Raw genomic sequence first — 23,971 nt, 5'->3', positions numbered from 1 at the left:
CGATTGCTTCCCACCTTGCTCTCGCCTCAGCGGCAGGGCTAACGTCGCGCACTTTCAATTGCCTGGACTTGAGTTGATGACACGTATCGCCGTCGGCGGCTTCCTGCACGAGACCAACACCTTCGCTCCGACGAAGGCGACTTTCGCAGACTTCCAGCACGGCGGCGGATGGCCGGCGATGACTGAGGGCGCCGACGTGCTGAGGGTGATGCGCCGCATCAATGTCGGCCTCGCCGGTTTCGTCGACAGCGCCGAAGCTAACGGCTGGGAACTCGTTCCGACGATCGCGTGCGGTGCCAGCCCCTCCGCGCATGTCACCAGGGACGCCTTCGAGCGCATCGTCAAGGTGATGGTCGACGGCATCGCGGCCGCCGGCCCGATCGACGCCGTCTATCTCGACCTGCATGGCGCCATGGTGACCGAGCATTTCGACGACGGCGAAGGTGAGATTCTGGCGCGCGTGCGCCGCGTCATCGGCAAGGACGTTCCGCTGATCACCAGCCTCGATCTCCATGCCAACGTCACCCCCGACATGATGGAACATGCGGATGCGCTGATCGCCTACCGCACCTATCCCCATGTCGACATGGCCGAGACGGGCCGCGCCTCCGCAAGGCATCTCGCGCTGCTGCTGGACACGAAACAGCGATTCGCAAAGGCCTTCAGGCAATTGCCGTTCCTGATCCCGATCAGCTGGCAGTGCACCAACGACCAGCCGACCAAGCGCATCTACGAAAAACTCGCTGCGCTGGAGAGTAATGCTGTTCCGACGCTGTCCTTCGCGCCCGGCTTCCCCGCTGCCGATTTCCGCGATTGCGGGCCGAGCGTGTTCGCCTATGGCAAGACGCAAGCCGATGCCGATCGCGCAGCGGATGCGATCGTAAAACTGATCGAAAGCCACGAGGACGATTTCGACGGCAAGATCTGGTCACCCGATGACGGCGTGCGCCACGCGATGGAACTCTCGAAGGGCGCGAGCAAGCCGATCATCATCGCCGACACCCAGGACAATCCCGGCGCCGGCGGCGATTCCGACACCATGGGCATGCTGCGCGCACTGGTACGCAACAAGGCGAGTGCTGCGACCGGCGCGATCTACGATCCGGAATCCGCCAAGGCCGCCCATGTGGCCGGCGTCGGCGCCACCGTGACGCTGTCACTCGGCGGCAAGTCCGGCATTCCCGGCGACGAACCCTATCGCGAGACCTTCGTCATCGAAAAACTCTCCGACGGCCGCTTCATCGCGCCCGGCCCTTACTATGGCGGCCGCGAGATGGAGATGGGCCCCTCTGCCTGCCTGCGCATCGGCGACGTCCGCGTCGTCGTCTCCTCACACAAGGCGCAGCTCGCCGACCAGGCGATGTACCGCTATGTCGGCATCGAGCCAACCGAAGAGAAGATTTTGGTCAACAAGAGCTCAGTGCACTTCCGCGCCGACTTCGAGCCGATCGCGGAAATGCTGATGATCTGCGCCGCGCCCGGCGCGATGCCGGCGGACACAGCCACCCTGCCATGGACGCGCCTGCGGCCGGGTATTCGCATCAAACCGAACGGCCCGGTTTTCACTCCCTCCTCACGCTAACTGGATACAACACATGCCCACGATCGACCGCATCGACGGTTATGCCGACGAACTCACAGCCATTCGCCGCGACCTCCATGCCCATCCGGAGATCGGCTTCGAGGAAGTGCGCACCTCCGGCATCGTCGCGGACAAGCTGAAGAGCTGGGGCATCGAGGTGCATCGCGGTCTCGGCGGCACCGGCGTGATCGGCGTCATCAAGGGCAAGGGTTCGAGCGGCAAGCGTATCGGCCTGCGCGCCGACATGGACGCGCTGCCGATGGAAGAGAACACCAATCTGAGATGGAGTTCAAAAATCCCCGGTCGCTTCCACGGCTGCGGCCATGACGGCCACACGACCATGCTACTGGGCACCGCGCGCTACCTCGCCGAGACCAAAAACTTCGACGGCACGGTGCATCTGATCTTCCAGCCGGCCGAAGAAGGCCTTGGCGGCGCCCGCGCGATGATCAAGGACGGCTTGTTCGAGAAATTTCCGTGCGACGAGCTCTACGGTCTGCACAACGCGCCCGACCTCAACCACGGCGAGATCGCGATCCTGCCCGGCCCGGCGATGGCCAGCGCCGACTTCTTCGACCTCCGCATCACCGGGTACGGCGCGCATGGCGCGATGCCCGAACGCTCCAAGGACGCGGTGATCATCGCGACCACGCTGGCGCAGGCGATCCAGACCATCGTCAGCCGCAACGTCGAGCCGCTGCAGGCCGCCGTCATCTCGATCACGCAGATTCACGCCGGTTCCGCCTACAACGTCATCCCCGGCGAGGCGCATCTCTGCGGCACCATCCGCACCTTCTCCGATGAAGTCCGCGCCCTGATCAGCCAACGCATCCGCACGATCTGCGCCGGCATCGCGAGCGCCTTCCAGTGCGAGATCGAAGCCGACATCCGCGACACCTTCGGCGTGCTGGTCAATCAGGTCGAGCAGTCCAAGGTGGTCGAGGAGGTCGCGCGCACCGTCGTCGATCCTGCCAAGGTGATTACCCGCGCCCAGCCAAAGATGGGCAGCGAGGATTTTGCCGACATGCTGCAAACCATTCCCGGCGCCTATTTCTGGGTCGGCCACGACGGCTCGGTGCCCGTGCACAATCCCGGCTTCGTGCTCGACGACAAGATCCTGCCGATCGGTGCCAGCATGTTCGCCCGGATCATCGAGACCCGTATGCCGGTAGGTAGCAATGCATAAAAAGAGCGTCGAAGAGGCGGTCACCTCGCTGCACGATCTCTCCGCGGTCGATCTGATCGCGGGCTATCGCGCCAAACAATTCTCGCCAAGCGAGGTGCTGGAAGACGTGCTCTCGCACGTCGCAGCGTGGGAGCCGCATCTTAGAGCGCTCTATGCATTCGATCCCGACGGCGCGCGCGAGACCGCGAAGGCCTCGACCGCGCGCTGGACCGGCGGCGAGCCGTCGGGCTCGCTCGACGGCGTGCCTGTGACGGTGAAGGACAACATCGCGACCAAGGGTGTGCCCGTGCCGCTGGGGGCCGCGAGCGTCAAGCTGCTGCCGGCCGAGAAGGACGCGCCGCCCGCCGCGCGCCTGCGCGAAGCCGGTGCGATCATCTTCGCAAAAACCACCATGCCCGATTACGGCATGTTGTCCTCGGGGCTCTCCAGCTTCCATGCGCTCGCGCGCAATCCCTGGGACCTCTCCAAGAATCCCGGCGGGTCCAGCGCCGGCGCGGGCGCCGCTGCGGCAGCCGGCTATGGTCCGCTGCATCTCGGGACCGATATCGGCGGCTCGGTTCGTTTGCCCGCGGGCTGGTGCGGCCTGGTCGGATTGAAGCCAAGCTTTGGCCGCGTGCCGATTGATCCCGCCTATGTCGGCCGCGTCGCGGGGCCGATGACCCGCACCGTCGATGATTGCGCGCTGATGATGAGCGTGATGGCAAAACCCGACCGGCGCGACGGCATGAGCCTCCCCGCCGAGCCGCTGAACTGGAAGGGGCTGGAGAAGTCGCCGCGCAAGCTCCGTATCGGATTGATGCTCGATCCCGGCGTTGGCCAGGCGCTGGAGAAGCCGGTGCGCGAGGTCGCGATGAAGGCGGCGAAAGCGTTCGAATCCGCAGGCGCCGTCGTCACCGACGTCGACGGCATCCTCACGCGCGAAATGCTCGACGGCCTCGACAACTTTTGGCGCGCGCGGATGTGGGATGATCTGTCGAAGCTGACGCCCGCCGAGCAGGCAAAGGTGCTGCCCTACATTTTCAAGTGGGGCAAGTCTGGCGCGAAGCTCTCGGGTGTCGACGTCATCAGGGGCTTCAACCAGACCATGGCGATCCGCGCCGCGGCATCAAAGCTGTTCTGCGAGCTCGACTATGTGATCTCGCCGACCGCGCCGAACGTGAACTATCCGGCGGAATGGGCCTCGCCGACCAACGATCCCATGAAGCCGTTCGAGCACATCGCCTATACCGTGCCGTGGAATATGTCGGAGAATCCGGCGATCTCCATCAACGGCGGCTTTGACGCCAGGGGTTTCCCCATCGGCGTCCAGATCGTCGGACGCCGCTTCGACGATATCGGCGTGCTCGGCATGGCCAAGGCGTTCGAGAGCTTGCGCGGCCCGCAGAAGCCCTGGCCCAGCCCGCCCGCGACGTAGAGCTTGGCCACCACACGCCCAGTCCGCGCAAGACGGACGCTGGCGGCCGTGCGTGACGTCTCCTCGATATGGAAATTCAGGACAGGGAAGGAAACCACCATGGCGTATGAGACGATCAAATACGAAATCGCCGAGCAGATCCTCACCATCACGCTGAACCGGCCCGACAAGCTCAACGCCTTCAACGCGCAGATGCAAGGGGAGCTGATCGACGCGTTCGATGCCGCCGACAAGGACGACGACGTCCGCGCCATCATCGTCACCGGCGCCGGCCGCGGTTTCTGCGCGGGCGCAGACCTTTCGTCGGGCGCCGACACCTTTGATCGCGATGCACGGCGCGGGCCCGTAAAACGCTTCGCCGACGGCAAGGTCGACTACAGCGATTCCCAGGTGCGCGACGGCGGTGGCCAGGTGACGCTGCGGATCTTCAAATGCCTGAAGCCGGTCATCGCCGCGGTGAACGGTCCCGCGGTCGGCATCGGCGTCACCATGCAGCTCGCGATGGACATCCGCATCGCCTCCGACGCCGCGCGGTTCGGCTTCGTGTTCTCCCAGCGCGGCATCGTGCCGGAGGCGGCCTCGAGTTGGTTCCTGCCGCGCATCGTCGGCATTTCCCAGGCGCTGGAATGGTGTTATTCGGGCCGCGTCTTCCCAGCCCAGGAAGCCCTCGCCGGCCGTCTCGTCAGCAAGGTCGTAGCCCCTGATGATCTGCTGCCGACCGCCCGTGCGCTCGCCAAGGAGTTTGCGGCGAAGACGGCGCCGGTGTCGGTGGCGCTGATCCGCCAGATGATGTGGCGCATGATGGGCGCCGACGATCCGATGGAAGCCCACAAGGTCGACAGCCGTGGCATCTACGCCCGCGGCCGCTCGGACGATGTGAAGGAAGGCGTGACATCGTTCCTTGAGAAACGCCCTGCGCAGTTCAAGAACAAGGTGTCGAGCGACATGCCGGACTATTTCCCGTGGTGGACGGAGCGGGAGTACAAGTAACCCACCTTCTCACTCCATCACCAGCGCCACGCGCCCGATCGCTTTGCGCTCGATCAACAGCCGCATCGCCTTCGCATAATCTTCCAGCGGCAGGCGGTGCGAGATGTTGGGCCGCAGCTTGCCCTCCTCCGCCCATGTCAGCAGCGCCTTCAGACGCACCTCGCCAAGCGCGGGATTTTTCCGCACGGCTTCGCCGGCACGCACACCGAGCACGCTGGCGCCTTTGATCAGCAACAAATTGGTCTTGGCCGAGCCGATGCCGCCGGTAAAGCCGATCACGAGGAGCCGCGCGCCCCAGGCGATACAGCGCATCGAATTCTCGAACACCTCGCCGCCGACGGGATCGAACACGACGTCGGCCCCGCGACCGTCAGTGATACGCTTCACCGCATCACGAAACGGCTCGCGGTCGTAGCGGATAAGATGATCGGCGCCGCGGGATTTCGCGATGGCAAGCTTCTCGTCGCTGGAAGCGGTCGCGATCACGGTCGCGCCCAGCATCTTGCCGATCTCGACGGCAGCAAGGCCAACGCCCCCGCCGGCGCCATGCACCAGCAGCACCTCGCCCGGCTGGACTCGACCGCGGTCGATCAGCGCGTGATAGGCAGTGCCATGCCCGGCGAGATAAGTCGCAGCTTCCGCATAGTCGAACGTCGATGGCATCGGCGTGAGCTGCGACGGCGTCACCACGGCTTCATCCGTGAAGGCGCCGTGCCGCATCTTGACGATGACCTTGTCGCCGACGGCGACGCCGCTTGCCTCTGCGCCGACCTCGGTCACGTCGCCGGCCGCCTCCATACCCGGCGTGAACGGCAGCTCCGGCTTGAGCTGGTATTCGCCGGCCGCCATCAGCACGTCGGGAAAATTCAAGCCAGCGGCGCGGATCGCGACCCGCACTTCGCCCGGCTTCAGCTCGCGCGACGGAAACTCTTCCAGCTGCAACGTTTCGGGCGCGCCGAGCGCGCGGCAGACGACAGCCCGCACCATCAGGCCGCGCTCGCCTTGCGGCGCAGCATCGCCTCACGGATCAGCGGCAGGCGGTCGTTGCCGAAATACATGTCGGTCTTGCCGACGAAGATCGTCGGCGAGCCGAAGCCGCCGCGGGCGACCACCTCTTCGGTGTTGGCCTTGAGCAGGTCCTTGATCGGCTGCCCGGAAATGCCCGCGAAGAATTTCTGCTCGTCGACGCCGACCTTCCTGCAGATTTCGGCGAGCACTGCGTCCTGCGAGATATCCTTGTCCTCGCCCCAATAGGTCTCGAACACCGCCGTGGCGAAGGGCACCGATTCCTGCCCGAGCCAGATGCAGCCGCGCATCGCTTTAACGCTGTTCACCGGAAACACGGTCGGCGGCATCTTGATCGACAGGCCGGCCGAGCGCGTCCAGTCGGCAAGGTCCTTTTTCATGTAGCGCGCCTTCAGCGGCACCGGCGTCTCGCGCTGCGCATAGACGCTCGGATTGACCGTGTTGAAGATGCCGCCGACCAGGATCGGCCGCCAGATGATCTCCGCGCCGAGTTCTTTGGCGAGCGGCTGGATGTTGTGGAAGGCGAGATAGGTCCAGGGGCTGGAACAGTCGAAGAAGAACTCGATCATGGCGTTTCCGGTCCGGCGTCGCGGGTTTCAAGGCGACTTTTGTTGTTCTGTACCTCGACGTTAAGACATGGCAGGAAGGGGCGCAACACAACCCGCCGGGAGGGCCGCCATGCTGTTTCCAACCACGATCGCCGGCTCCTTGCCGAAGCCGGAATGGCTCGCCGAGCCCAACATGCTCTGGGCGCCATGGAAGTCGCAAGGCGACGAGCTCGTCCGCGCCAAGCGCGATGCGACCATGCTTGCCGTCAAAGTCCAGGAGGACGCCGGCATCGACATCGTCACCGAGGGCGAGCAGGCCCGACAGCATTTCGTCCACGGTTTTCTGGAGAAGATCGAGGGCATCGATTTTGCCCACAAGGTCGAGATGGGCATCCGCAAGGATCGCTACAAGGCGATGGTGCCGCAGGTGGTCGCCCCGCTCCGGCTGAAGAGCCGCGTTCACGCCGATGAGGCGCGCGTCGCGCGGATGCATACAAAGAAGAAGCTCAAGTTCACCCTGCCCGGCCCGATGACCATCATCGACACCATTGCCGATCGCTACTATGGCGACCGCGTCAAGATGGCCTTTGCATTCGCCGAACTCCTGAACGAGGAAGCCAAGGCGCTCCAGGCCGACGGCGTCGATCTCGTGCAGTTCGACGAGCCCGCCTTCAACGTCTACATGGACGAGGTCAACGACTGGGGCATCAAGGCGCTGGAGCGCGCGGCGCAAGGCCTGACCTGCGTCACCGCCGTGCACATCTGCTACGGCTACGGCATCAAGGCCAACACCGACTGGAAGGAGACGCTCGGCGCACAATGGCGGCAGTATGAGCAGATCTTTCCTGCGATCGACGCCAGCCCTATCCAGCAGGTCGCGATCGAATGCCGCAATTCGAAGGTGCCGCTCGCTCTCCTCGCGCTGCTCAAGAACAAGATCGTGCAGGCCGGTGTGATCGATGTCGCCAGCGACACGGTGGAGACCGCCGAGGACGTCGTGCAGGTGATTGATGCTGTGTCGAAATTCGTACCCAAGAGCAACATCATCGCCACCACCAATTGCGGCATGGCGCCGATGCGGCGGGAGATCGCCGAAGCCAAGTTGATGGCGCTCGGTGCCGGTGCCGCCCTGGCACGCGAGAAGCTCGGATGATGACGGTGATCCGGACGGCGCTCGTCGTCGCAACATTTGCGGCGATCACCTCGTCTGCGCGCGCGGAGGATCGCTCCTTGCTCCTTGGCTGCAAGGCGATGGTGGAGCGCGCATCGCGGGATGCGAATGCCGCGAGCGAAGTCGAACTGACCCGGTGCCGCCAGGTGATCCGCGAATGGGCATTGCGCGATGCGCGGACAAATGTGGATGAAGAAGGCAGGCCGCTCCGCTAATCCAGGGCGGTGGGATGCAGCAGCAACAGATATCCGGCACTGAGCGCGCGCAGTGTGGACGGGGGCGTCAGCAGCATCGGGCTCGCCAGCTCACCCGTAGCGCGGACATAGCCGGCAGGCGACCACGTTAGCGCTCGTCCCTGTATCACCAGAAAACTCTCTTCGCCCTGCTGCACCATCGCGCCGTCGGGCAATTCTGCGAGGGGCGCAGGCAGCGGGTGCAAGCGCTTGCGACCATGATCCAGACATTCCAGGTGCAGTTGGACATCAATCTCCTTCGCACGCGCGTTGCTCACGCCGTTGCCCGTCTCCCACGCCGCGCGAAAGCGCTTGGCGTCGTCGCGGCGGCAGAAGAAGCAGGGACGGTGACCCGCGGCAAAGGCCGTGGCCTCGTCGAGAAAGAACAGCTCGGTCCAGCTCCGCCGCGCCATCACCGGCCGCCGCCAGCCGCGGAATTCACACAGGCAAACGATCCAGGCCGGCGACGACCAGCGCTTCCTCAGCAGCGTCTTCGTCGCGGGATCATGGATGATGCCGCGGTTGCCGGTGAACAGGCCGCGGTGCGGTGTGGCAATGATCTCGCCGGTCGGCGTGACGCGGTTTTGCAGGGGCATCGATGGCTCCGACCGTCATTGCGAGGAGCGAAGCGACGAAGCAATCCAGACTATTTCCGCGGATACATTCCTGGATTGCTTCGCTTCGCTCGCAATGACGGGGATAGTCACGCCGCCCCGTCGCGGAGCGGGGGGTGGTAGGACAGCGCTGTGTCCCACGGGAAGAATATCCAGGTGTCCTGCGAGACTTCGGTGATGAAGGTGTCGACCAGCGGACGTCCCTTCGGCTTGGCGTAGACGGTTGCGAAATGCGCATCGGGAAGCATCGCGCGCACCAGCTTGCCGGTCTTGCCGGTATCGACGAGATCGTCGACGATCAGGAGCCCCTTGCCGGTGCCGCCGCCGAGTTTCATCGCCGCATCTGAAATGCCCTTGAGGACCTGCAAGTCACCCTGCTTGTCGTGATCGTAGCTGGCGATGCAGACCGTATCGATCACGCGCACGCCGAGCTCGCGCGCGACGATCGCGGCCGGCACCAGGCCGCCGCGCGTGATCGCGATCACCGCGTGGAACGGACCGACCTCGTTGAGCCGCCAGGTCAGCGCCCGGCAGTCCCGATGGAACTGGTCCCACGAGACAGGGAAAGCCTTGCCTGCGCGTTCCTGCGCGCTCAGTTCCGGTGCATCACCAGCCATTGTCGTCTCCTAATTCGTCTGCCGGCAGCTAGCGGGTGATATTCAATCCCGCCAGCATTTCCTTCACCGCCACCATCGCTGCCGCCAGCTTGTCCGCGTCGCGCGAGCGCACCACCAGGTTCGTGTTTGGCTTCTGCTCTTCATCCATGAAGGGATAGCTGCCGATGATGGTGTCGGGGTGCTCGGCGGCGATCACTCGCAGTGGGCTGCCGATGTCACCCTCACGCGCATTGGCGCGGACCGATTCGGAAAGCATGCGCACGCCCGATTTCAGCTTGGGCGAGACGATGTCCATCATCGCCTGCATGATCGAGGGCACGCCGGCCATCACGATCACATTGCCGATCTTGAAGCCGGGGGCGAGGATGGTCGCGCTCTGGATCAACTCCGCACCGTCGGGAATGCGGGCCATGCGCAGGCGGGCCTCGTTGAGATCCTGCTCGCTCCATCGCTCGCGGAAACGGGCGACCACCTCCGGGTGATGGTCGATGCCGACGCCGAACGCCTTGGCGACGCTGTCGGCGGTGATGTCGTCGTGGGTCGGGCCAATGCCGCCGGTGGTGAAGACATAGGTGTAGCGATGCCGCAGTGCATCCAACGCGGCAATGATGTCGGGCTCGTCGTCGGAGACGACCCGGACCTCCTTCAGGTCGATGCCGATATTGGTCAGGTATTCGGCGATGAAGCCGATATTCTTGTCCTTGGTCCGGCCGGACAGGATTTCGTCCCCAATAACCAGAATGCCCGCCGTGACGATCTCGCTCATAAACTATCCCTCACTTTTAGGGCCGACTTTGCCGAGGTAACGCGTTGAAGTCACGCGCTTTTGCTGCCGAAATAAGCAGTCCTCAGCCATTTTTTCAGGCAAGCCGCCGGCCATCGCCGGCAAATGTCCTCTGCCCATGCTTATCGCGCTGGCCCGGCCCTTGCTACCGCATGAAAGTCATGCACTCTTGCCGCATGGCCAGGACGTTGCGGTCTCCATCAAGGCCTGACGACCTGTCGAATGGCGCAACGCCTTGCGGAGACAAGTCGGGATCTATGGCACTCGCGTTTGATGAAATGAACATTCCCGGTGGGGACCTTCGCCCCGCCTATCAGGAGCTGGCACGCTGGCTCAAGGAGACGCCGCCCGAGGCGCTCGAATATCGCCGCCAGGAAGCCGAGCTCCTCTTCCGCCGCATCGGCATTACCTTCGCGGTCTACGGCGATACCGAGTCCACCGAACGCCTGATCCCGTTTGACGTGATCCCGCGGATCATGTCCGGCAAGGAATGGGCGCTGCTCGAGAAGGGCCTGAAGCAGCGGGTGCGCGCGCTCAACATGTTCCTGCGCGACATCTATCACGGCCGTGACATCCTCCGCGCCGAGGTCGTGCCCGACGACCTCATCTTTCAGAACCCGGTCTTCCGGCCCGAGATGAACGGCCAGCAGGTGCCGCACGACGTCTACGTGCACATCGCCGGCATCGACATCGTCCGGGTCGATGCAGAGGACTTCATCGTGCTGGAGGACAATGCGCGCACGCCCTCGGGCGTGTCGTACATGCTGGAAAACCGCGAGATCATGATGCGGCTGTTTCCGGACCTGTTCGCCCGCCACAGAGTGGCGCCGGTCGAGCGCTATCCGGACGAGTTGCTGTCCGCCCTGCGCTCAGTGGCACCGCAAAGCGCCTCCGGCGAGCCGACCGTCGCGTTGCTTACCCCTGGCGTTTACAACTCGGCCTATTACGAGCACTCCTTCCTCGCCGACAAGCTCGGTATCGAGTTGGTCGAGGGCCGCGACCTCATCGTCAAGAACAACGAAGTGTTCATGCGGACGACCGAAGGCGTGAAGCGCGTTGACGTGATCTACCGTCGCGTCGACGACGACTACCTCGATCCCCTCACCTTCCGCCCCGACTCCGCGCTCGGCGTGCCCGGGCTGATGTCGGCCTATGCGGCCGGCAACATCACGCTTGCCAACGCGGTCGGCACCGGCATCGCGGATGACAAGGCGATCTACTCCTACATGCCGGACATCGTAAAATTCTATCTCGGCGAGGAGCCGATCCTGAAGAACGTGCCGACCTGGCGCTGCCGCGAGCCGAAGGATCTCGCCTATGTGCTGGACCATCTGAACGAACTCGTCGTGAAGGAGGTGCACGGCTCCGGCGGCTACGGCATGCTGATCGGTCCTGCCGCGACCAAGGCGACGATCGAAGCCTTCCGCGAAAAGCTCAAGCGCGAGCCCGAGGGCTTCATTGCGCAGCCGACGCTGGCGCTCTCGACCTGCCCGACCTGCACGGCATCCGGCCTTGCGCCGCGCCACGTGGACCTGCGGCCGTTCGTGCTCACCGGCAGCAAGAGCACCACGATCGTGCCGGGCGGGCTGACACGCGTTGCGCTGAAGGAAGGCTCCCTGGTGGTGAATTCGAGCCAGGGCGGCGGCACCAAAGACACCTGGATTCTGGACGAGTAGAGAGATGCTGTCGCGCACCGCCGAAAACCTCTATTGGCTCGCCCGCTACGTCGAAAGGGCCGAGTATCTCGCGCGCACCATCGATGCGACGCTGCGCGTCACCGCGCTTCCCGCCGCCTATATCGGCAAGACCAACGAATGGGACTCCGCGCTGCTCACCGCCGGCGTGGCGGCAAGCTTTTATCAACAGTATGAAGAAGCCAACGAGCACAACGTCGTCGATTATCTCTCGTTCTCGGCGGACAATCCGTCCTCGATCAGGAACTGCATCGAGGCGGCACGACTGAATTCCCGCTCGGTGCGCACAGCGCTGACGAGCGAGATGTGGGACACCATCAACTCGGCCTGGATCGAATTGCAGGAGGTCTGGAGCAGAGGAACCTCCACGCGCGAGGATCTCGCAAAATTCCTGCGCTTCGTGCAGGAGACCTCGCTGCGCTTCGACGGCTCGGCCTACCGGACCATGCTCCGCAACGACGCCTACTGGTTCTCGCGGATGGGCCTGCATCTCGAACGCGCCGACAACACCGCGCGCATTCTCGACGTGAAATACCATGTGCTGTTGCCCGAGGAGGAGCATGTCGGCGGCCCGCTCGATTTCTACCAGTGGACCTCGATCCTGCGCTCGGTCTCGGCGCTGACGGCCTATCACTGGGTCTATCGCGAGACGCTGAAACCCTGGCTGATCGCGGATTTGCTCATCCTGAACGACTCGCTGCCGCGTTCGCTTGCAAGCTGCTACGGCAATCTCGTGCGCAATCTCGACCAGATCGGCGTCGCCTATGGCCGCCAGGGCCCCGCCCAGCGCCATGCCCGCGGGATCCGCAATCGGCTGGAACACAGCAATATGAACGACATTTTCCAGCATGGCGTGCATGAATTCATTCAGGAATTCATCGCGGACAATGCCAGGCTGGGCGAAATCATCACGAAGCAGTATTTGATCTGATACTGCTGTCATCTCCGGGACGCCCGCAGGGCAAGCCCGGAACGACGACGCCAGAACAACGGTCCATCATGCGCCTGCGAATCCTGCACACCACGACCTATCGCTACGAGCCGGAGGCCACGAGCGTCATCCAGATCCTGCGCATGACGCCCGGCAGCCACGACGGGCAATATGTGGCGGAGTGGCAGATCGACGTTTCGACCGACACCAAGCTCGACACCCACGAGGACGCATTCGGCAACGTCACCCATGTGCTGTCCTGCGGACCCGTCAGCGACATCAGGATCACCGCCGAGGGCCTGATCGAAACCCATGACACCGGCGGCGTGCTGCGCGGCGCCGATGAGCGCTTTCCGGCAGGTATGTTCTTGCGCGCCACCGACCTCACCACCGTCAATCCGGGGATGAATGCGGTTGCGCGCCAGCTGCGCAGCGAGGCCGAGAGCGACACGCTCGGCTTCCTGCACACGCTGATGACGCAGATCGGCGATCACATGACTTTCGACGAGGACCCGACCAACAGCGGCACGTCAGCGGCGGAAGCGTTCACGCTCAAGCGCGGCGTGTGCCAGGACTACGCGCATATCTTCATCGCCTGCGCTCGCAGCGGCGGCGTGCCTGCGCGGTTCGTCTCCGGCCACTTCCTGCGCTCCGACGGCACGGTGCATCAGGACGCCGGCCATGCCTGGGCGGAGGCTTACGTCGACGGCCTTGGCTGGGTCGGTTTCGACCCCGCCAACAGCATCTGCGCCACCGACGCCCATGTCCGCGTCGCGATCGGGCTCGATTATCTCGGCGCCGCCCCCGTGCGCGGCACCCGTTATGGCGGCGGCCCCGAGACGCTGGCGGTGGCCGTGAAGGTCGAGCAGGCCGGCCGCAGCGGCCAGTCGCAATCGCAGTCCCAGCGGCAAAGCTGAGCCGCGCCACCCAAGCCCCTCACCGGCCGACTGCTTTCGGCCCGCCGCCCGCGGGAATCGGGGGTTGGAGCGGCCCTTGAAATTGGCTAGTAATTCCGCGCAAACGCGTTCGGGGACTGGAAATGACCTATTGTTGCGGAATCCTGGTTCGGGACGGTCTGGTGATGATCGCCGACACCCGCACCAATGCCGGCCTCGACAACGTCTCGACCTTCCGCAAGCTCCACATCTTCTCCAATCCCGGCGACCGCATCATGGCGATCGCCAGCGCCGGCAACCTCGCGATCAGCCAGTCGGTGCTCTCCACGTTGACCGAAGGCCTCGAAGACCCCAACACGGGCGAGATCGAGACGCTGATGAACGCGCCGACCATGTTCCAGGCGGCCCAGCGCATCGGCCGGGCGATCCGGGCCGTGCACGCGACCGAAGGGCCGGCGCTGAAATCCGAGGACGTGTCCTTCGACGTCTCCTTCCTGTTCGGCGGCCAGATCAAGGGTGCGCGCATGCGCCTGTTCATGGTTTACACCGCGGGTAACTTCATCGAGTGCACCACCGACACGCCCTATTTGCAGATCGGCGAGCACAAATACGGCAAGCCGGTACTCGACCGCGCCATGCATTACGACGTCGAACTCTACGAAGCGCTGAAGACCGGCCTGATCTCGATGGATTCGACCATGCGCTCGAATCTCGGTGTCGGCCTGCCGATCGACGTGTTGGTGGTGCGTGCCGACGCCTGCGAGGCCGATCTCAACCACCGCATCGAGGCGGGCGAACCCTATTTCCACGATTTGCGCTCGCGCTGGTCGGCGGCCTTGCGCGCCGCGCATCAGAACATTCCGCGGCCGCCCTACAAGAACGAAAAAGAACCTAAAACCTGACAGTTTAAGAGAAAAGGCAGGAAACGATGAGTGAAGCGAAAAAGATCGCAGTGGTGACGGGCGCCGGCACCGGAGTCGGGCGCGCGGCGTCGCTGGCGCTGATGAACACCGGCTTCACCGTGGTGCTCGTCGGGCGCCGGCTCGACATGCTCGAGGAGACCGCGAAGCTTGGCCCCGCGGGGAAAAGCCTCTGCGTCACCGCCGACATGACCAAGCCGGACTCGATTGCCGCGCTGTTCGCCAAGGTGAAGGACACCTATGGCCGGCTCGACGTCCTCTTCAATAATGCCGGCATGGGCGCACCGCCGGTGAATTTCGAGGATCTGACCCTCGAACAGTGGCAAGCGGTGGTGAACACCAACCTCACCGGCCCGTTCCTGTGCACCCAGCACGCCTTCCGTATCATGAAGGACCAGAGCCCCCGCGGCGGCCGCGTCATCAACAACGGGTCGATCTCGGCGCATGCGCCGCGGCCGTTCTCGGCGGCCTACACCTCGACCAAGCACGCCATCACCGGCCTGACCAAGGCCTCTAACCTTGACGGCCGCATGTATGACATCGCGGTCGGCCAGGTCGACATCGGCAACGCAGCGACGCCGATGACCGACCGCATGGTCAACGGCCCCGGCGTGCTGCAGCCCGACGGCACGTCGAAGCAGGAGCCGCGCATGGACGCGAAGGCGGTCGGCGATGCCGTTGCCTACATGGCGGGCCTGCCGCTCGACGCCAACGTGCTGACCATGACTGTCATGGCCACCAAGATGCCATTCGTCGGACGGGGCTAACCAAAAATCTCGAAAACAACCCCATGCACAGTAGGCGCGCAGCGGCGCCCTATTGATTCATCTGCGCTATTTCCGCAGTTGTCATTGCGAGCGAAGCGAAGCAATCCAGTATCCCTCCGGGGCAACAATCTGGATTGCTTCGTCGCAAGGGCTCCTCGCAATGACGAGAGGAGAGAGCTCCCGCCCTACTCCAAACTCTCCACCTGCCGCAGGCTTGGAAACAGCTTCATCCATAGCAGCGCCACTGCGACCGTGCAGGCGCCACCGAGAACGGCCGCCGGCATGGCGCCGAACAGTGCGGCGGCGACCCCGCTCTCGAACTGGCCGAGCTGGTTGGACGCGTTGATGAAGAGGAAGTTCACCGCACCGACCCGGCCGCGCATCTCGTCGGGGGTCGCGAGCTGCACCAGCGAGAAGCGGATCACGACACTGATCGTATCGGCCGCGCCGAGAATAGCGAGCGCGAGCACCGACAGCCACATGCAGGACGACAGTGCGAACACGATCGTCGCCACGCCGAACACGATCACCGCCTGGAACATGCGCAGGCCCACATGCCGCGAAATGGCGTGCCGCGCCAGCACCATGGTCATCGCCAGCGCGCCGACCGCGGGCGCGGCGCGTAGAATCCCCAGCCCCATCGGACCGGTCTGGAGGATGTCGCGGGCATAGATCGGCAGCAGCGCGGTGACGCCGCCGAACAGCACCGCGAACAGATCGAGCGAGATGGTGCCGAGGATCGCCGGATTGCTGCGGATGAAGCGGACGCCGGCGAAGACATTGTCCGAGTTCGTCCCCTCCTTGGCGATCGCCTGCGGGCGCGGCCGGATGAAGCCGGTCAGGATCATTCCAAAGATCCAGAACAGTAACATCATTGCGTAGGCAAGATGCGGCGCGACCGCGTAGGCAAAACCGCCGAGGGCCGGCCCGGTGATGGTCGCGACCTGCGCCGCACCGCTGGTGACGGCGGTGGCGCGCTGCAGCGAGCCCTGCGGCGCGATCGCCGGCAGCAGCGCCGCGGTGGTCGGACTTTCGAAGGCTCCGGCAATGCCGAGCACGAAGGTCGCCACAAAGATCTGCACTTCGCTGACCAAGCCGAGATAGGTGATGACGCCGAGATAGAGCGCGGTCGCGGCTTCCACCAATTGGCAGAGCTGGACGACGCGCTTGCGCTCGTAGCGATCGGCGGCATGGCCGGCGACGAACACCAGCAGCGCTGTGGGCAGGAATTGCACGAGGCCGACCATGCCGAGGTCGAAGGCCGAACCTGTGAGATCGTAGATCTGCCAGCCGATCGCGACCGCCGCGATCTGGCTGGAAAAGCGCGACAGGCTGCGCGAGAGCAGGAAGAACAGGAAGGCGCGGTGAGAGAGGAGCGCGCGGGCGCTGACCGGCGGATTTCCGGATATTGGCTGGTCTGGCATCGCCTCTTCGGTCACGCTCGGACTATCCGGCTCCTGATGTCGACGCGCTCCGCGTGGCTGACGCGGGCCTGCTTGTCAACAGAGGGATGCTCCGACAATCTCCCGGCATTGCGTTTGCAACGCACGGGCGGCCATAATCATCGGGGTTTGGGGACATCATGCTGCGGCTGCAATCGGCACTCGGCGTTTTCGCATTGCTGTTGATCGCCTTGGTACTGAGCGAAAATCGCCGCGCAGTCTCGCTGCGCCAGGCGGCGATCGGCCTCGTCGCCACTTTCGTGACCACGATCGTGCTCCTGAAGGTGCCCGTCGTCGCGCGCACCTTCGGTGCCATCAACGATGCCGTGGGCGCGATCTCGGCGGCCTCGCGCGCCGGCTCGTCCTTCGTGTTCGGCTATATCGGCGGCGGGCCCCTGCCCTTCGACCTGAAAGTGCCGGGCGCCGATTTCATCCTGGCCTTCCAGGCGCTTCCGATCGTGCTGGTCATGAGCGTGCTGACGACGCTCTTGTTCTATTGGCGCGTGCTGCCGCCAGTCGTGCGCGGGATGGCCTGGCTGCTGGAGCGGACGCTGGGGGTCGGCGGCGCGGTCGGACTCTCGACTGCCGCCAACATCTTTCTCGGCATGGTCGAAGCACCGCTGTTCGTGCGGCCGTATCTCGCGCAGATGACCCGCAGCGAATTGTTCCTGGTGATGACCGGCGGCATGGCCGGCATCGCCGGCACGGTGCTGGTGCTCTATGCGACGCTCCTTGCTCCCCTCATTCCTGACGCCGCCGCGCATTTCGTCATTGCCTCGGTGCTGGGCGCGCCGGCCGCGATCCTCGTCAGCCTGATCATGGTTCCGGAAACATCCGACAAGCGCACCGGCGGCGCGCTGGAGGATCCCGAGATGGAGGTCTCCGGCACGATGGATGCAATCGTGAAAGGCACCGGCGCGGGGATCGAACTGCTGATCAACATCGTCGCGATGTTGCTGGTGCTGGTCGCGCTGGTCTATCTCGTCAACACCATCCTCGGCCTGCTTCCGAACATCGGCGGCGCCGCGATCTCGTTGCAACGCCTGCTTGGCCTTGTGATGGCGCCGGTGTGCTGGCTGATGGGATTGCCATGGGATCAGGCCGTCATCGCCGGCAGCCTGATGGGCACCAAGACCGTGCTCAACGAATTGATCGCCTATGTCGACTTCTCAAAGCTGTCGCACGATGCGCTCGATCCGCGTTCGCGGCTGATCATGCTGTACGCGATGTGCGGCTTCGCCAATTTCGCCAGCCTCGGCATCATGATCGGCGGTCTCGGCGTGATGGCGCCGGAACGGCGCGAGGAAATCAACGCGCTCGGGCTGAAGTCGATCGTATCAGGCACGCTGACGACGTGTTTGATGGGCGCGATCGTGGGGGTGCTGACGTGAGGCTTGCGTGAGGCTTGCGTCCTCATTGCCAGGATGGCGTGCAGCGCAATCCGGACAATACTTCCATGTTAATCTCGCCTGGAGATTCGGGTGGAATTGATTCATGGGCAACGGCGTTGGTCAGCGTGCATTTCAAAATGCCCGGATTCAGAAACGGCAAAAAGCCGAAGTGACGCCGCTGCTCGAGCGCGCCCTCCATCTACATAAGGCGGGGCTTCTCACCGAGGCTCAGGCCGCCTATCGCCAACTCCTGGAGCTTGCGCCCGATCAGTTCGTAGCGCTGCATTTGCTCGGCGTGCTGGAGTCTCAAGCCAAAAACTATCAGCAAGCCGAAATTCTACTAAGCCGAGCGGTTGCCGTGGATCCGCGGTCTCCTGAAGCCCAGATGAGCCGTGGCGTCGCGCTGAACGGGCTGCAACGTCATGATGAGGCCCGCGAGAGCTATCAAAAAGCCATCGCTTTGCGGCCCAATTACGCCGTTGCCCTGTCCAATCTCGGTAACGTATGCCTCGCCCTAGATCTTCACCATGAAGCGCTCGAAAGTTTCGACAAGGCGCTCGCAATCGATGGAAACCTTGCCGATGCCCATAACGGCCGAGGCTGGGCGCTCTGCAGTCTGCGCGACTATGGTGAGGCCATTGCGAGCTTGAACCGCGCGCTATCGATCCAGCCCAATCATGTCTCGGCACTGACGAACCGCGCTGCTGCATGGCTGGAACTTCTGCGATTTGACGAAGCCTCAGCGGATTACAACCGGGTGATCGCTCTCGCACCCGACAACGCGAACGGGTGGTATGGGCGGGCCACTGTCCTGGTCCGAAACAAAGGAATTGCCGACGCATTGCCTGATTGCGAGAAGGCTCTCGCGATCAATCCCGCTTTCTTTCAGGCCCACATCCTGCTTGGCCAATGTCTCGCGGGACTTGGCCGGGTCGACGAAGCCCACGCCAGTTTCGACAGGGCTCTTGCCATCAAGCCTGACTTCGAGGACGCGATCACCAACAAGATCTTCGCGCTCGATTTTGTGGCGGACGCCAGCGTTGCGCAGCATCAGCAAGCGCGGCAGCTTTGGTGGGAACGGGTCGGCGCGAAGATCGCTTCAGCAGCGGTAGGACCGCATGACAACAGCTGCGATCCGGATCGCCGTCTGGTGCTGGGTTATGTCTCGTCGGATTTTCACGCGCATTCGGCGGCGTTCATTTTCAAGCCGGTCCTGCAACACCATGATCGGACAAAGTTCGAGATCGTGTGCTACTCTTGTTCGCCGAAAGCGGATGCGACGACCGGCGAATTTCAAGGGATCGCCGACCGCTGGCGCGACGCTTCGCAATGGACCGACGATCACCTCGCCGCTCAAATCCGCGCCGATGGCATCGACATCCTGATCGATCTGTCCGGCCATACCAAGGGACACCGGCTCGGCGTGTTTGCGCGCAAGCCGGCACCGGTCCAGGTGCATGGCTGGGGCCACGGCACCGGCACCGGGCTGCGAACGATCGATTATCTGTTCTCGGACCCGGTCGCGATTCCTCTTGCGGTTCGGCCGCTGTTTGCGGAGACCGTTGTCGACCTGCCATGCTTTGTGACGCTGGTGCCGCTGCCGGACGGGATTGCGCGGGCGCCAACGCCGGCGATCTCGAACGGTTTCATCACATTCGGCGTCTTCAACCGTATCAGCAAGATTTCGGACGAGGCGGTGGAAGTCTGGTCCAGGATTCTCGAGCGGGTGCCGCGTTCGCGACTGCTGATCAAGGATTTTGCGCTGGACGATCGGCTGGTCCGCGACAATCTGCTGGCGCGGTTTGCAGCTTGCCGGTTGCCGGCCGAACGCGTCGACCTGCTCGGAGCCACCTCGCGAACCGAGCATCTGGCATCGTTCAATCGCGTCGATATTGGCCTCGACCCGTTCCCGCAGAATGGCGGCGTCAGCACTTGGGAAGCCTTGCAGATGGGCGTGCCGGTGGTGGCGAAGCTCGGTAACAGCCTGCCTAGCCGTGCTGCGGGCTCTATCCTCACCGCGCTTGGCCTGCCGGACTGGGTCGCGAATAGCGATGAGGCGTATGTCGAAATCGCGGCTGGCCGTGGATCGCAGATCGGCGACCTCCAGAAGTTGCGCTGCGAACTGCCCGGACAGATCAAGGCTGCAGCCGCCGGCAACCCCGTCTCATACACGCAAGCAGTGGACGATGCCTATCGCGCGATGTGGAAACGCTATTGCAATGGCCGCTCCCCGCAATGACGACGAGAGAGCTTACGCTTTCAACTCCACCGTCCTGAACTCCGCCGGCAGGATTACCTCCAGCAGCTCGACGTCGTCCGAATAGTCCAGAATCATGTGCTTGATCTTCGGCGGCTGAGTCCAGGCGCTGCCTTCTTTCATCAGCGTCTCGCCCTCTCCGTCCATATAGGTCTTCACCCAACCCTTGAGCACGTAGACCATCTGGAATTCGACGGCGTGGAAGTGGAGCTTCGAGACCTCGTCCGGATTGCAGGGACCTTGCAGCCGGATCACGTGCGCTTGCGCGAGGCCGTGGCTTGCAGCAGCGATGCCGAGATCGCGATACTTCGCGTAGGTGCGCAGACCGTCGGCCTTGAAGTCTTCCTCGCGGTGATGGCTGATGGCGATGCGCTGCTTGGGACGCACGGGCTTTTTCGGGGTGACAGTGCGCGCCTTCGCTTTCACCGCCTTGCGCGCCGATAATCGGGGCGCGGCCTTGGCGCCGCTCCGCTTCTTCACCGCGACTTGCAATGCGCTGCGCGATTTTGCCTTCTTGGCCATGGGCCGGCCTCCCGTTTTGTTGTGGGGGAGACGCTAGCACAGAAAAAAGACTCGTGGGGTGGGTTAGCCGTAGGCGTAGCCCACCTCTTTCGCTTCCGAGGATACAAACAGTGGTGGATTACGCTGCGCTAATCCACCCTGTCCTACGCACCCCGCGATCAATGCAACCGAAACACACCGTCGACCGCACGCAGCTCGGCCGGCTTGATCAGCTTGGAATGCACGACCGTCACCGAGAACAGTGGGCCGTCGAGCTTCTGCTGCCAAAACGCCAGGAAATCCGTCAGCGCCGGGAATTTCGGAAACATGTCGTAGTTCTGCCAGACATAGGTCTGGAGCAGCGAGCGATGATCCGGCATCCGGTAGAGAATTTCCGCCGTCGTCAGCCCGTAACCCAGCACCTGTTTCCGGAAATCGTCGGAAACAACCCCAACCCGCGAGACCATGCCAACCTCCTTTGCAGGAGCGCATATTCAAGGGGTGGCTTTCCGGTACGCGCCCTACGAGCCACCCGGTGGAGATGCGCTCACAAGATAGAAATGTGACGCAAACTGACAATCCATCTCAAGCCCAAAAGTTTAACAAGCTGTTGAAATTCAATGCGTTAGCAGCAGATGCGGCACCGTGCTAATAAGGTCCGAGTTGGCCGGTTAACGATGGTAAAGAATTCTGGCAGGCAGCGCTTCTGAGTGCTGATTTTTCTGTTACAAGCCCTTGCCCCCGCAAAAATCCTGGCCTATTTGAGGTTCACCCGCCTTAGCACTCGCGGGCCTCGGTTGCTAACATCCTGAAAACATCAATCCGCGCAAACGTTTAGGAGAACTGCATGAAATTCCGTCCGCTTCACGACCGCGTCGTGGTCAAGCGCATTGACGCAGAAGAGAAGACCGCTGGCGGCATCATCATTCCCGACACCGTCAAGGAAAAGCCCTCGCAGGGCGAAATCGTCGCTGTCGGCCCCGGTGGTCGCGACGAAGCCGGCAAGCTGATCCCGATCGACCTGAAGGTCGGCGACCGCGTGCTGTTCGGCAAGTGGTCCGGCACTGAAGTCAAGATCGACAACGTCGATCTGCTGATCATGAAGGAAAGCGATGTCATGGGCGTCCTCGACGTCCCCGCTTCCAAGAAGAAGGCGGCCTAACAGCCCCCTCTCCCCACCCAGCTAGACACCTAAGGAAAAATCCAGATGGCAGCTAAAGAAGTCAAATTCGGCGTCGATGCACGCGACAAGATGCTGCGTGGCGTCGACATCCTCGCCAACGCCGTCAAGGTGACGCTCGGCCCCAAGGGCCGCAACGTCGTCCTCGACAAGTCGTTCGGCGCTCCCCGCATCACCAAGGACGGCGTCACCGTCGCCAAGGAGATCGAGCTCGACGACAAGTTCGAGAACATGGGCGCGCAGATGGTGCGCGAAGTCGCCTCCAAGTCGGCTGACGCGGCCGGTGACGGCACCACCACCGCAACCGTGCTCGCGGCTGCGATCGTTCGTGAAGGCGCCAAGTCGGTTGCCGCCGGCATGAACCCGATGGACCTGAAGCGTGGTATCGACCTGGCCGTGGAAGCCGTGGTCGCCGACCTCGTCAAGAACTCCAAGAAGGTCACCTCGAACGAGGAAATCGCCCAGGTCGGAACCATCTCCGCCAACGGCGATGCCGAAATCGGCAAGTTCCTCTCCGACGCCATGAAGAAGGTCGGCAACGAGGGCGTCATCACGGTTGAAGAAGCCAAGTCGCTCGAGACCGAACTCGAGGTTGTCGAGGGCATGCAGTTCGACCGCGGCTACATCTCGCCCTACTTCGTCACCAACGCCGACAAGATGCGCGTTGAAATGGAAGATGCTTACGTCCTCATCAACGAAAAGAAGCTATCTCAGTTGAATGAATTGCTTCCCTTGTTGGAAGCCGTGGTGCAGAGCGGCAAACCGCTAGTGATTATCGCCGAAGACGTCGAAGGCGAAGCTCTTGCCACCCTGGTCGTCAACCGTCTCCGCGGCGGCCTGAAGGTCGCGGCCGTCAAGGCTCCGGGCTTCGGCGATCGCCGCAAGGCCATGCTGCAGGACATCGCGGTTCTGACCGGTGGTCAGGCGATCTCGGAAGATCTCGGCATCAAGATGGAGAATGTCACGCTCGCCATGCTCGGTCGCGCCAAGAAGGTGATGATCGACAAGGAAAACACCACCATCGTCAGCGGGGCCGGCAAGAAGGCCGACATCGAGGCGCGCGTGGCCCAGATCAAGGCGCAGATCGAGGAAACCACCTCGGACTACGACCGTGAGAAGCTCCAGGAGCGTCTCGCCAAGCTCGCGGGCGGCGTCGCGGTGATCCGCGTCGGCGGCGCGACGGAGGTCGAGGTGAAGGAGCGCAAGGATCGCGTTGATGACGCGATGCATGCGACCCGCGCGGCTGTGGAAGAAGGCATTGTCCCGGGCGGCGGCGTCGCCCTGCTCCGTGCTTCCGAGCAGCTCAAGGGCCTGCGCACCAAGAACGACGACCAGAAGACCGGCGTCGAGATCGTGCGCAAGGCGCTCTCCGCGCCCGCTCGCCAGATCGCGATCAACGCCGGTGAAGACGGCTCGGTGATCGTCGGCAAGATCCTGGAGAACAAGACGTATGCTTACGGCTTCGACTCCCAGACCGGCGAGTACGTCAACCTGGTCACCAAGGGCATCATCGACCCGACCAAGGTCGTGCGCACCGCGATCCAGAACGCAGCCTCGGTTGCGGCCCTGCTGATCACCACGGAAGCCATGGTCGCCGAGTTGCCCAAGAAGGGCGGCTCCGGCCCCGCAATGCCCCCGGGCGGCGGCATGGGCGGCATGGATTTCTGATCCAGCCACTCCGGCAAACCACAAAATGCGAAACCCCGGCAGCAATGCCGGGGTTTTTGTTGTGTGCCGAGTATGAACGACAGCTTGGAGGTGGAAGTCCTCTATCCAGCCTGATGGCGGCGAAGGATTAGCGAAGCGCAAGGGCGTCATCGTGAGGTG

General features: G+C 63.5%; 23 protein-coding genes. 15 read left to right on the top strand and 8 right to left on the bottom strand.

Going from position 1 to position 23,971, the window contains the following annotated elements; all coding sequences use genetic code 11:
- The first annotated feature begins 76 nt into the window (after positions 1-76).
- From IVB27_RS29735 to IVB27_RS29720, 4 genes are all read left to right on the top strand, one after another.
- Complete coding sequence (locus tag IVB27_RS29735) at positions 77-1,582, top strand: M81 family metallopeptidase (protein ID WP_247446442.1); 1,506 nt, start codon at positions 77-79, stop codon at positions 1,580-1,582.
- A gap of 13 nt (positions 1,583-1,595) precedes the next feature.
- Positions 1,596-2,768: a M20 aminoacylase family protein gene (locus tag IVB27_RS29730; protein WP_247446441.1), complete on the top strand. Its 1,173-nt coding sequence runs from the start codon at positions 1,596-1,598 to the stop codon at positions 2,766-2,768.
- A complete protein-coding gene (locus IVB27_RS29725; RefSeq protein ID WP_247446440.1) occupies positions 2,761-4,182 on the top strand; it encodes an amidase in 1,422 nt (473 codons plus the stop codon). The genes IVB27_RS29730 and IVB27_RS29725 overlap by 8 nt, the downstream gene beginning before the upstream one ends.
- Positions 4,183-4,281: 99 nt before the next feature.
- Positions 4,282-5,172, top strand: coding sequence for a crotonase/enoyl-CoA hydratase family protein (locus IVB27_RS29720; RefSeq protein WP_247446438.1), 891 nt, complete (start codon positions 4,282-4,284; stop codon positions 5,170-5,172).
- 9 nt (positions 5,173-5,181) lie between these two features.
- Here the strand turns inward: IVB27_RS29720 and IVB27_RS29715 are convergent, their stop codons facing one another.
- Complete coding sequence (locus IVB27_RS29715; protein WP_247446437.1) at positions 5,182-6,159, bottom strand: NADPH:quinone oxidoreductase family protein; 978 nt, start codon at positions 6,157-6,159, stop codon at positions 5,182-5,184.
- The gene (locus IVB27_RS29710; protein WP_247446436.1) at positions 6,159-6,767 is read right to left on the bottom strand and encodes a 2-hydroxychromene-2-carboxylate isomerase; all 609 of its coding nucleotides are present in this window, start codon (positions 6,765-6,767) and stop codon (positions 6,159-6,161) included. Before IVB27_RS29710 ends, IVB27_RS29715 begins: the two co-directional genes overlap by 1 nt.
- Positions 6,768-6,876: 109 nt before the next feature.
- Here IVB27_RS29710 and IVB27_RS29705 point away from each other — a divergent pair, with 109 nt between their 5' ends.
- Both IVB27_RS29705 and IVB27_RS29700 read left to right on the top strand, forming a co-directional pair.
- The gene (locus tag IVB27_RS29705) at positions 6,877-7,899 is read left to right on the top strand and encodes a methionine synthase (protein ID WP_247446435.1); all 1,023 of its coding nucleotides are present in this window, start codon (positions 6,877-6,879) and stop codon (positions 7,897-7,899) included.
- On the top strand, positions 7,896-8,132 hold the full coding sequence (locus IVB27_RS29700; RefSeq protein WP_247446434.1) for a hypothetical protein: 237 nt from the start codon (positions 7,896-7,898) through the stop codon (positions 8,130-8,132). The genes IVB27_RS29705 and IVB27_RS29700 overlap by 4 nt, the downstream gene beginning before the upstream one ends.
- Here the strand turns inward: IVB27_RS29700 and IVB27_RS29695 are convergent.
- From IVB27_RS29695 to IVB27_RS29685, 3 genes are all read right to left on the bottom strand, one after another.
- On the bottom strand, positions 8,129-8,746 hold the full coding sequence (locus IVB27_RS29695; RefSeq protein ID WP_247446433.1) for a hypothetical protein: 618 nt from the start codon (positions 8,744-8,746) through the stop codon (positions 8,129-8,131). The genes IVB27_RS29700 and IVB27_RS29695 overlap by 4 nt on opposite strands.
- A 107-nt stretch (positions 8,747-8,853) precedes the next feature.
- A complete protein-coding gene (gene gpt, locus IVB27_RS29690) occupies positions 8,854-9,381 on the bottom strand; it encodes a xanthine phosphoribosyltransferase (protein WP_247338869.1) in 528 nt (175 codons plus the stop codon).
- 28 nt (positions 9,382-9,409) lie between these two features.
- The gene (locus IVB27_RS29685; protein ID WP_247338870.1) at positions 9,410-10,147 is read right to left on the bottom strand and encodes a competence/damage-inducible protein A; all 738 of its coding nucleotides are present in this window, start codon (positions 10,145-10,147) and stop codon (positions 9,410-9,412) included.
- 275 nt (positions 10,148-10,422) lie between these two features.
- On the opposite strand from IVB27_RS29685, the gene IVB27_RS29680 reads away from it, so the two are divergent.
- From IVB27_RS29680 to IVB27_RS29660, 5 genes are all read left to right on the top strand, one after another.
- Positions 10,423-11,841 carry a circularly permuted type 2 ATP-grasp protein gene (locus IVB27_RS29680; RefSeq protein ID WP_247446432.1) on the top strand — a complete coding sequence of 473 codons (1,419 nt, stop codon included), beginning with the start codon at positions 10,423-10,425 and terminating at the stop codon, positions 11,839-11,841.
- Between the two features lie 4 nt (positions 11,842-11,845).
- The gene (locus IVB27_RS29675; protein ID WP_247338872.1) at positions 11,846-12,790 is read left to right on the top strand and encodes an alpha-E domain-containing protein; all 945 of its coding nucleotides are present in this window, start codon (positions 11,846-11,848) and stop codon (positions 12,788-12,790) included.
- A 68-nt stretch (positions 12,791-12,858) separates the two neighbouring features.
- Positions 12,859-13,707 (top strand): transglutaminase family protein, encoded by an 849-nt coding sequence (locus tag IVB27_RS29670; RefSeq protein WP_247338873.1) that lies wholly within the window; start codon positions 12,859-12,861, stop codon positions 13,705-13,707.
- 122 nt (positions 13,708-13,829) lie between these two features.
- Positions 13,830-14,588 (top strand): proteasome-type protease, encoded by a 759-nt coding sequence (locus tag IVB27_RS29665; protein ID WP_247338874.1) that lies wholly within the window; start codon positions 13,830-13,832, stop codon positions 14,586-14,588.
- A 26-nt stretch (positions 14,589-14,614) separates the two neighbouring features.
- Entirely contained in the window at positions 14,615-15,373 is a 759-nt protein-coding gene (locus IVB27_RS29660; RefSeq protein ID WP_247338875.1) for an SDR family oxidoreductase, read from the top strand.
- A 185-nt stretch (positions 15,374-15,558) separates the two neighbouring features.
- Here the strand turns inward: IVB27_RS29660 and IVB27_RS29655 are convergent, their stop codons facing one another.
- Positions 15,559-16,797, bottom strand: a complete 1,239-nt coding sequence (locus IVB27_RS29655; protein WP_247446431.1) for an MFS transporter — start codon at positions 16,795-16,797, stop codon at positions 15,559-15,561.
- Positions 16,798-16,955: 158 nt separating this feature from the next.
- Here IVB27_RS29655 and IVB27_RS29650 point away from each other — a divergent pair, with 158 nt between their 5' ends.
- Both IVB27_RS29650 and IVB27_RS29645 read left to right on the top strand, forming a co-directional pair.
- A complete protein-coding gene (locus IVB27_RS29650) occupies positions 16,956-18,206 on the top strand; it encodes a NupC/NupG family nucleoside CNT transporter (protein ID WP_247446430.1) in 1,251 nt (416 codons plus the stop codon).
- A 103-nt stretch (positions 18,207-18,309) separates the two neighbouring features.
- On the top strand, positions 18,310-20,445 hold the full coding sequence (locus tag IVB27_RS29645; RefSeq protein WP_247446429.1) for an O-linked N-acetylglucosamine transferase, SPINDLY family protein: 2,136 nt from the start codon (positions 18,310-18,312) through the stop codon (positions 20,443-20,445).
- 12 nt (positions 20,446-20,457) lie between these two features.
- Here IVB27_RS29645 and IVB27_RS29640 read toward each other — a convergent pair whose 3' ends face one another.
- Both IVB27_RS29640 and IVB27_RS29635 read right to left on the bottom strand, forming a co-directional pair.
- The gene (locus IVB27_RS29640) at positions 20,458-20,985 is read right to left on the bottom strand and encodes a cupin domain-containing protein (RefSeq protein WP_247446428.1); all 528 of its coding nucleotides are present in this window, start codon (positions 20,983-20,985) and stop codon (positions 20,458-20,460) included.
- Positions 20,986-21,143: 158 nt separating this feature from the next.
- A complete protein-coding gene (locus IVB27_RS29635) occupies positions 21,144-21,431 on the bottom strand; it encodes an usg protein (protein WP_247338894.1) in 288 nt (95 codons plus the stop codon).
- Between the two features lie 380 nt (positions 21,432-21,811).
- Between IVB27_RS29635 and IVB27_RS29630 the strand changes: the two genes are divergently transcribed.
- Complete coding sequence (locus IVB27_RS29630; protein ID WP_247338897.1) at positions 21,812-22,126, top strand: co-chaperone GroES; 315 nt, start codon at positions 21,812-21,814, stop codon at positions 22,124-22,126.
- 45 nt (positions 22,127-22,171) lie between these two features.
- Positions 22,172-23,812, top strand: coding sequence for a chaperonin GroEL (gene groL, locus IVB27_RS29625; RefSeq protein ID WP_247338899.1), 1,641 nt, complete (start codon positions 22,172-22,174; stop codon positions 23,810-23,812).
- The last annotated feature ends 159 nt before the right edge of the window (positions 23,813-23,971 follow it).

The sequence above is a fragment of the Bradyrhizobium sp. 197 genome (assembly GCF_023073375.1).
GTDB lineage: Bacteria > Pseudomonadota > Alphaproteobacteria > Rhizobiales > Xanthobacteraceae > Bradyrhizobium.
Note: the sequence above shows the minus strand (reverse complement) of the source record. Positions and strands in the feature narration are given on the sequence as shown.

Bases quoted from the DNA above. Each gene is read 5' to 3' on its own strand.
- IVB27_RS29675 (WP_247338872.1), top strand. From the start codon at position 11,846: ATGCTGTCGCGCACCGCCGAAAACCTCTATTGGCTCGCCCGCTACGTC.
- IVB27_RS29715 (WP_247446437.1), bottom strand. From the start codon at position 6,159: ATGGTGCGGGCTGTCGTCTGCCGCGCGCTCGGCGCGCCCGAAACGTTG.
- groL (WP_247338899.1), top strand. From the start codon at position 22,172: ATGGCAGCTAAAGAAGTCAAATTCGGCGTCGATGCACGCGACAAGATG.
- IVB27_RS29710 (WP_247446436.1), bottom strand. From the start codon at position 6,767: ATGATCGAGTTCTTCTTCGACTGTTCCAGCCCCTGGACCTATCTCGCC.
- IVB27_RS29640 (WP_247446428.1), bottom strand. From the start codon at position 20,985: ATGGCCAAGAAGGCAAAATCGCGCAGCGCATTGCAAGTCGCGGTGAAG.
- IVB27_RS29670 (WP_247338873.1), top strand. From the start codon at position 12,859: ATGCGCCTGCGAATCCTGCACACCACGACCTATCGCTACGAGCCGGAG.
- IVB27_RS29630 (WP_247338897.1), top strand. From the start codon at position 21,812: ATGAAATTCCGTCCGCTTCACGACCGCGTCGTGGTCAAGCGCATTGAC.
- IVB27_RS29700 (WP_247446434.1), top strand. From the start codon at position 7,896: ATGATGACGGTGATCCGGACGGCGCTCGTCGTCGCAACATTTGCGGCG.
- IVB27_RS29655 (WP_247446431.1), bottom strand. From the start codon at position 16,797: ATGCCAGACCAGCCAATATCCGGAAATCCGCCGGTCAGCGCCCGCGCG.
- IVB27_RS29650 (WP_247446430.1), top strand. From the start codon at position 16,956: ATGCTGCGGCTGCAATCGGCACTCGGCGTTTTCGCATTGCTGTTGATC.
- IVB27_RS29685 (WP_247338870.1), bottom strand. From the start codon at position 10,147: ATGAGCGAGATCGTCACGGCGGGCATTCTGGTTATTGGGGACGAAATC.
- IVB27_RS29695 (WP_247446433.1), bottom strand. From the start codon at position 8,746: ATGCCCCTGCAAAACCGCGTCACGCCGACCGGCGAGATCATTGCCACA.
- IVB27_RS29735 (WP_247446442.1), top strand. From the start codon at position 77: ATGACACGTATCGCCGTCGGCGGCTTCCTGCACGAGACCAACACCTTC.
- IVB27_RS29725 (WP_247446440.1), top strand. From the start codon at position 2,761: ATGCATAAAAAGAGCGTCGAAGAGGCGGTCACCTCGCTGCACGATCTC.
- IVB27_RS29730 (WP_247446441.1), top strand. From the start codon at position 1,596: ATGCCCACGATCGACCGCATCGACGGTTATGCCGACGAACTCACAGCC.
- IVB27_RS29720 (WP_247446438.1), top strand. From the start codon at position 4,282: ATGGCGTATGAGACGATCAAATACGAAATCGCCGAGCAGATCCTCACC.
- gpt (WP_247338869.1), bottom strand. From the start codon at position 9,381: ATGGCTGGTGATGCACCGGAACTGAGCGCGCAGGAACGCGCAGGCAAG.
- IVB27_RS29645 (WP_247446429.1), top strand. From the start codon at position 18,310: ATGGGCAACGGCGTTGGTCAGCGTGCATTTCAAAATGCCCGGATTCAG.
- IVB27_RS29635 (WP_247338894.1), bottom strand. From the start codon at position 21,431: ATGGTCTCGCGGGTTGGGGTTGTTTCCGACGATTTCCGGAAACAGGTG.
- IVB27_RS29705 (WP_247446435.1), top strand. From the start codon at position 6,877: ATGCTGTTTCCAACCACGATCGCCGGCTCCTTGCCGAAGCCGGAATGG.
- IVB27_RS29660 (WP_247338875.1), top strand. From the start codon at position 14,615: ATGAGTGAAGCGAAAAAGATCGCAGTGGTGACGGGCGCCGGCACCGGA.
- IVB27_RS29665 (WP_247338874.1), top strand. From the start codon at position 13,830: ATGACCTATTGTTGCGGAATCCTGGTTCGGGACGGTCTGGTGATGATC.
- IVB27_RS29680 (WP_247446432.1), top strand. From the start codon at position 10,423: ATGGCACTCGCGTTTGATGAAATGAACATTCCCGGTGGGGACCTTCGC.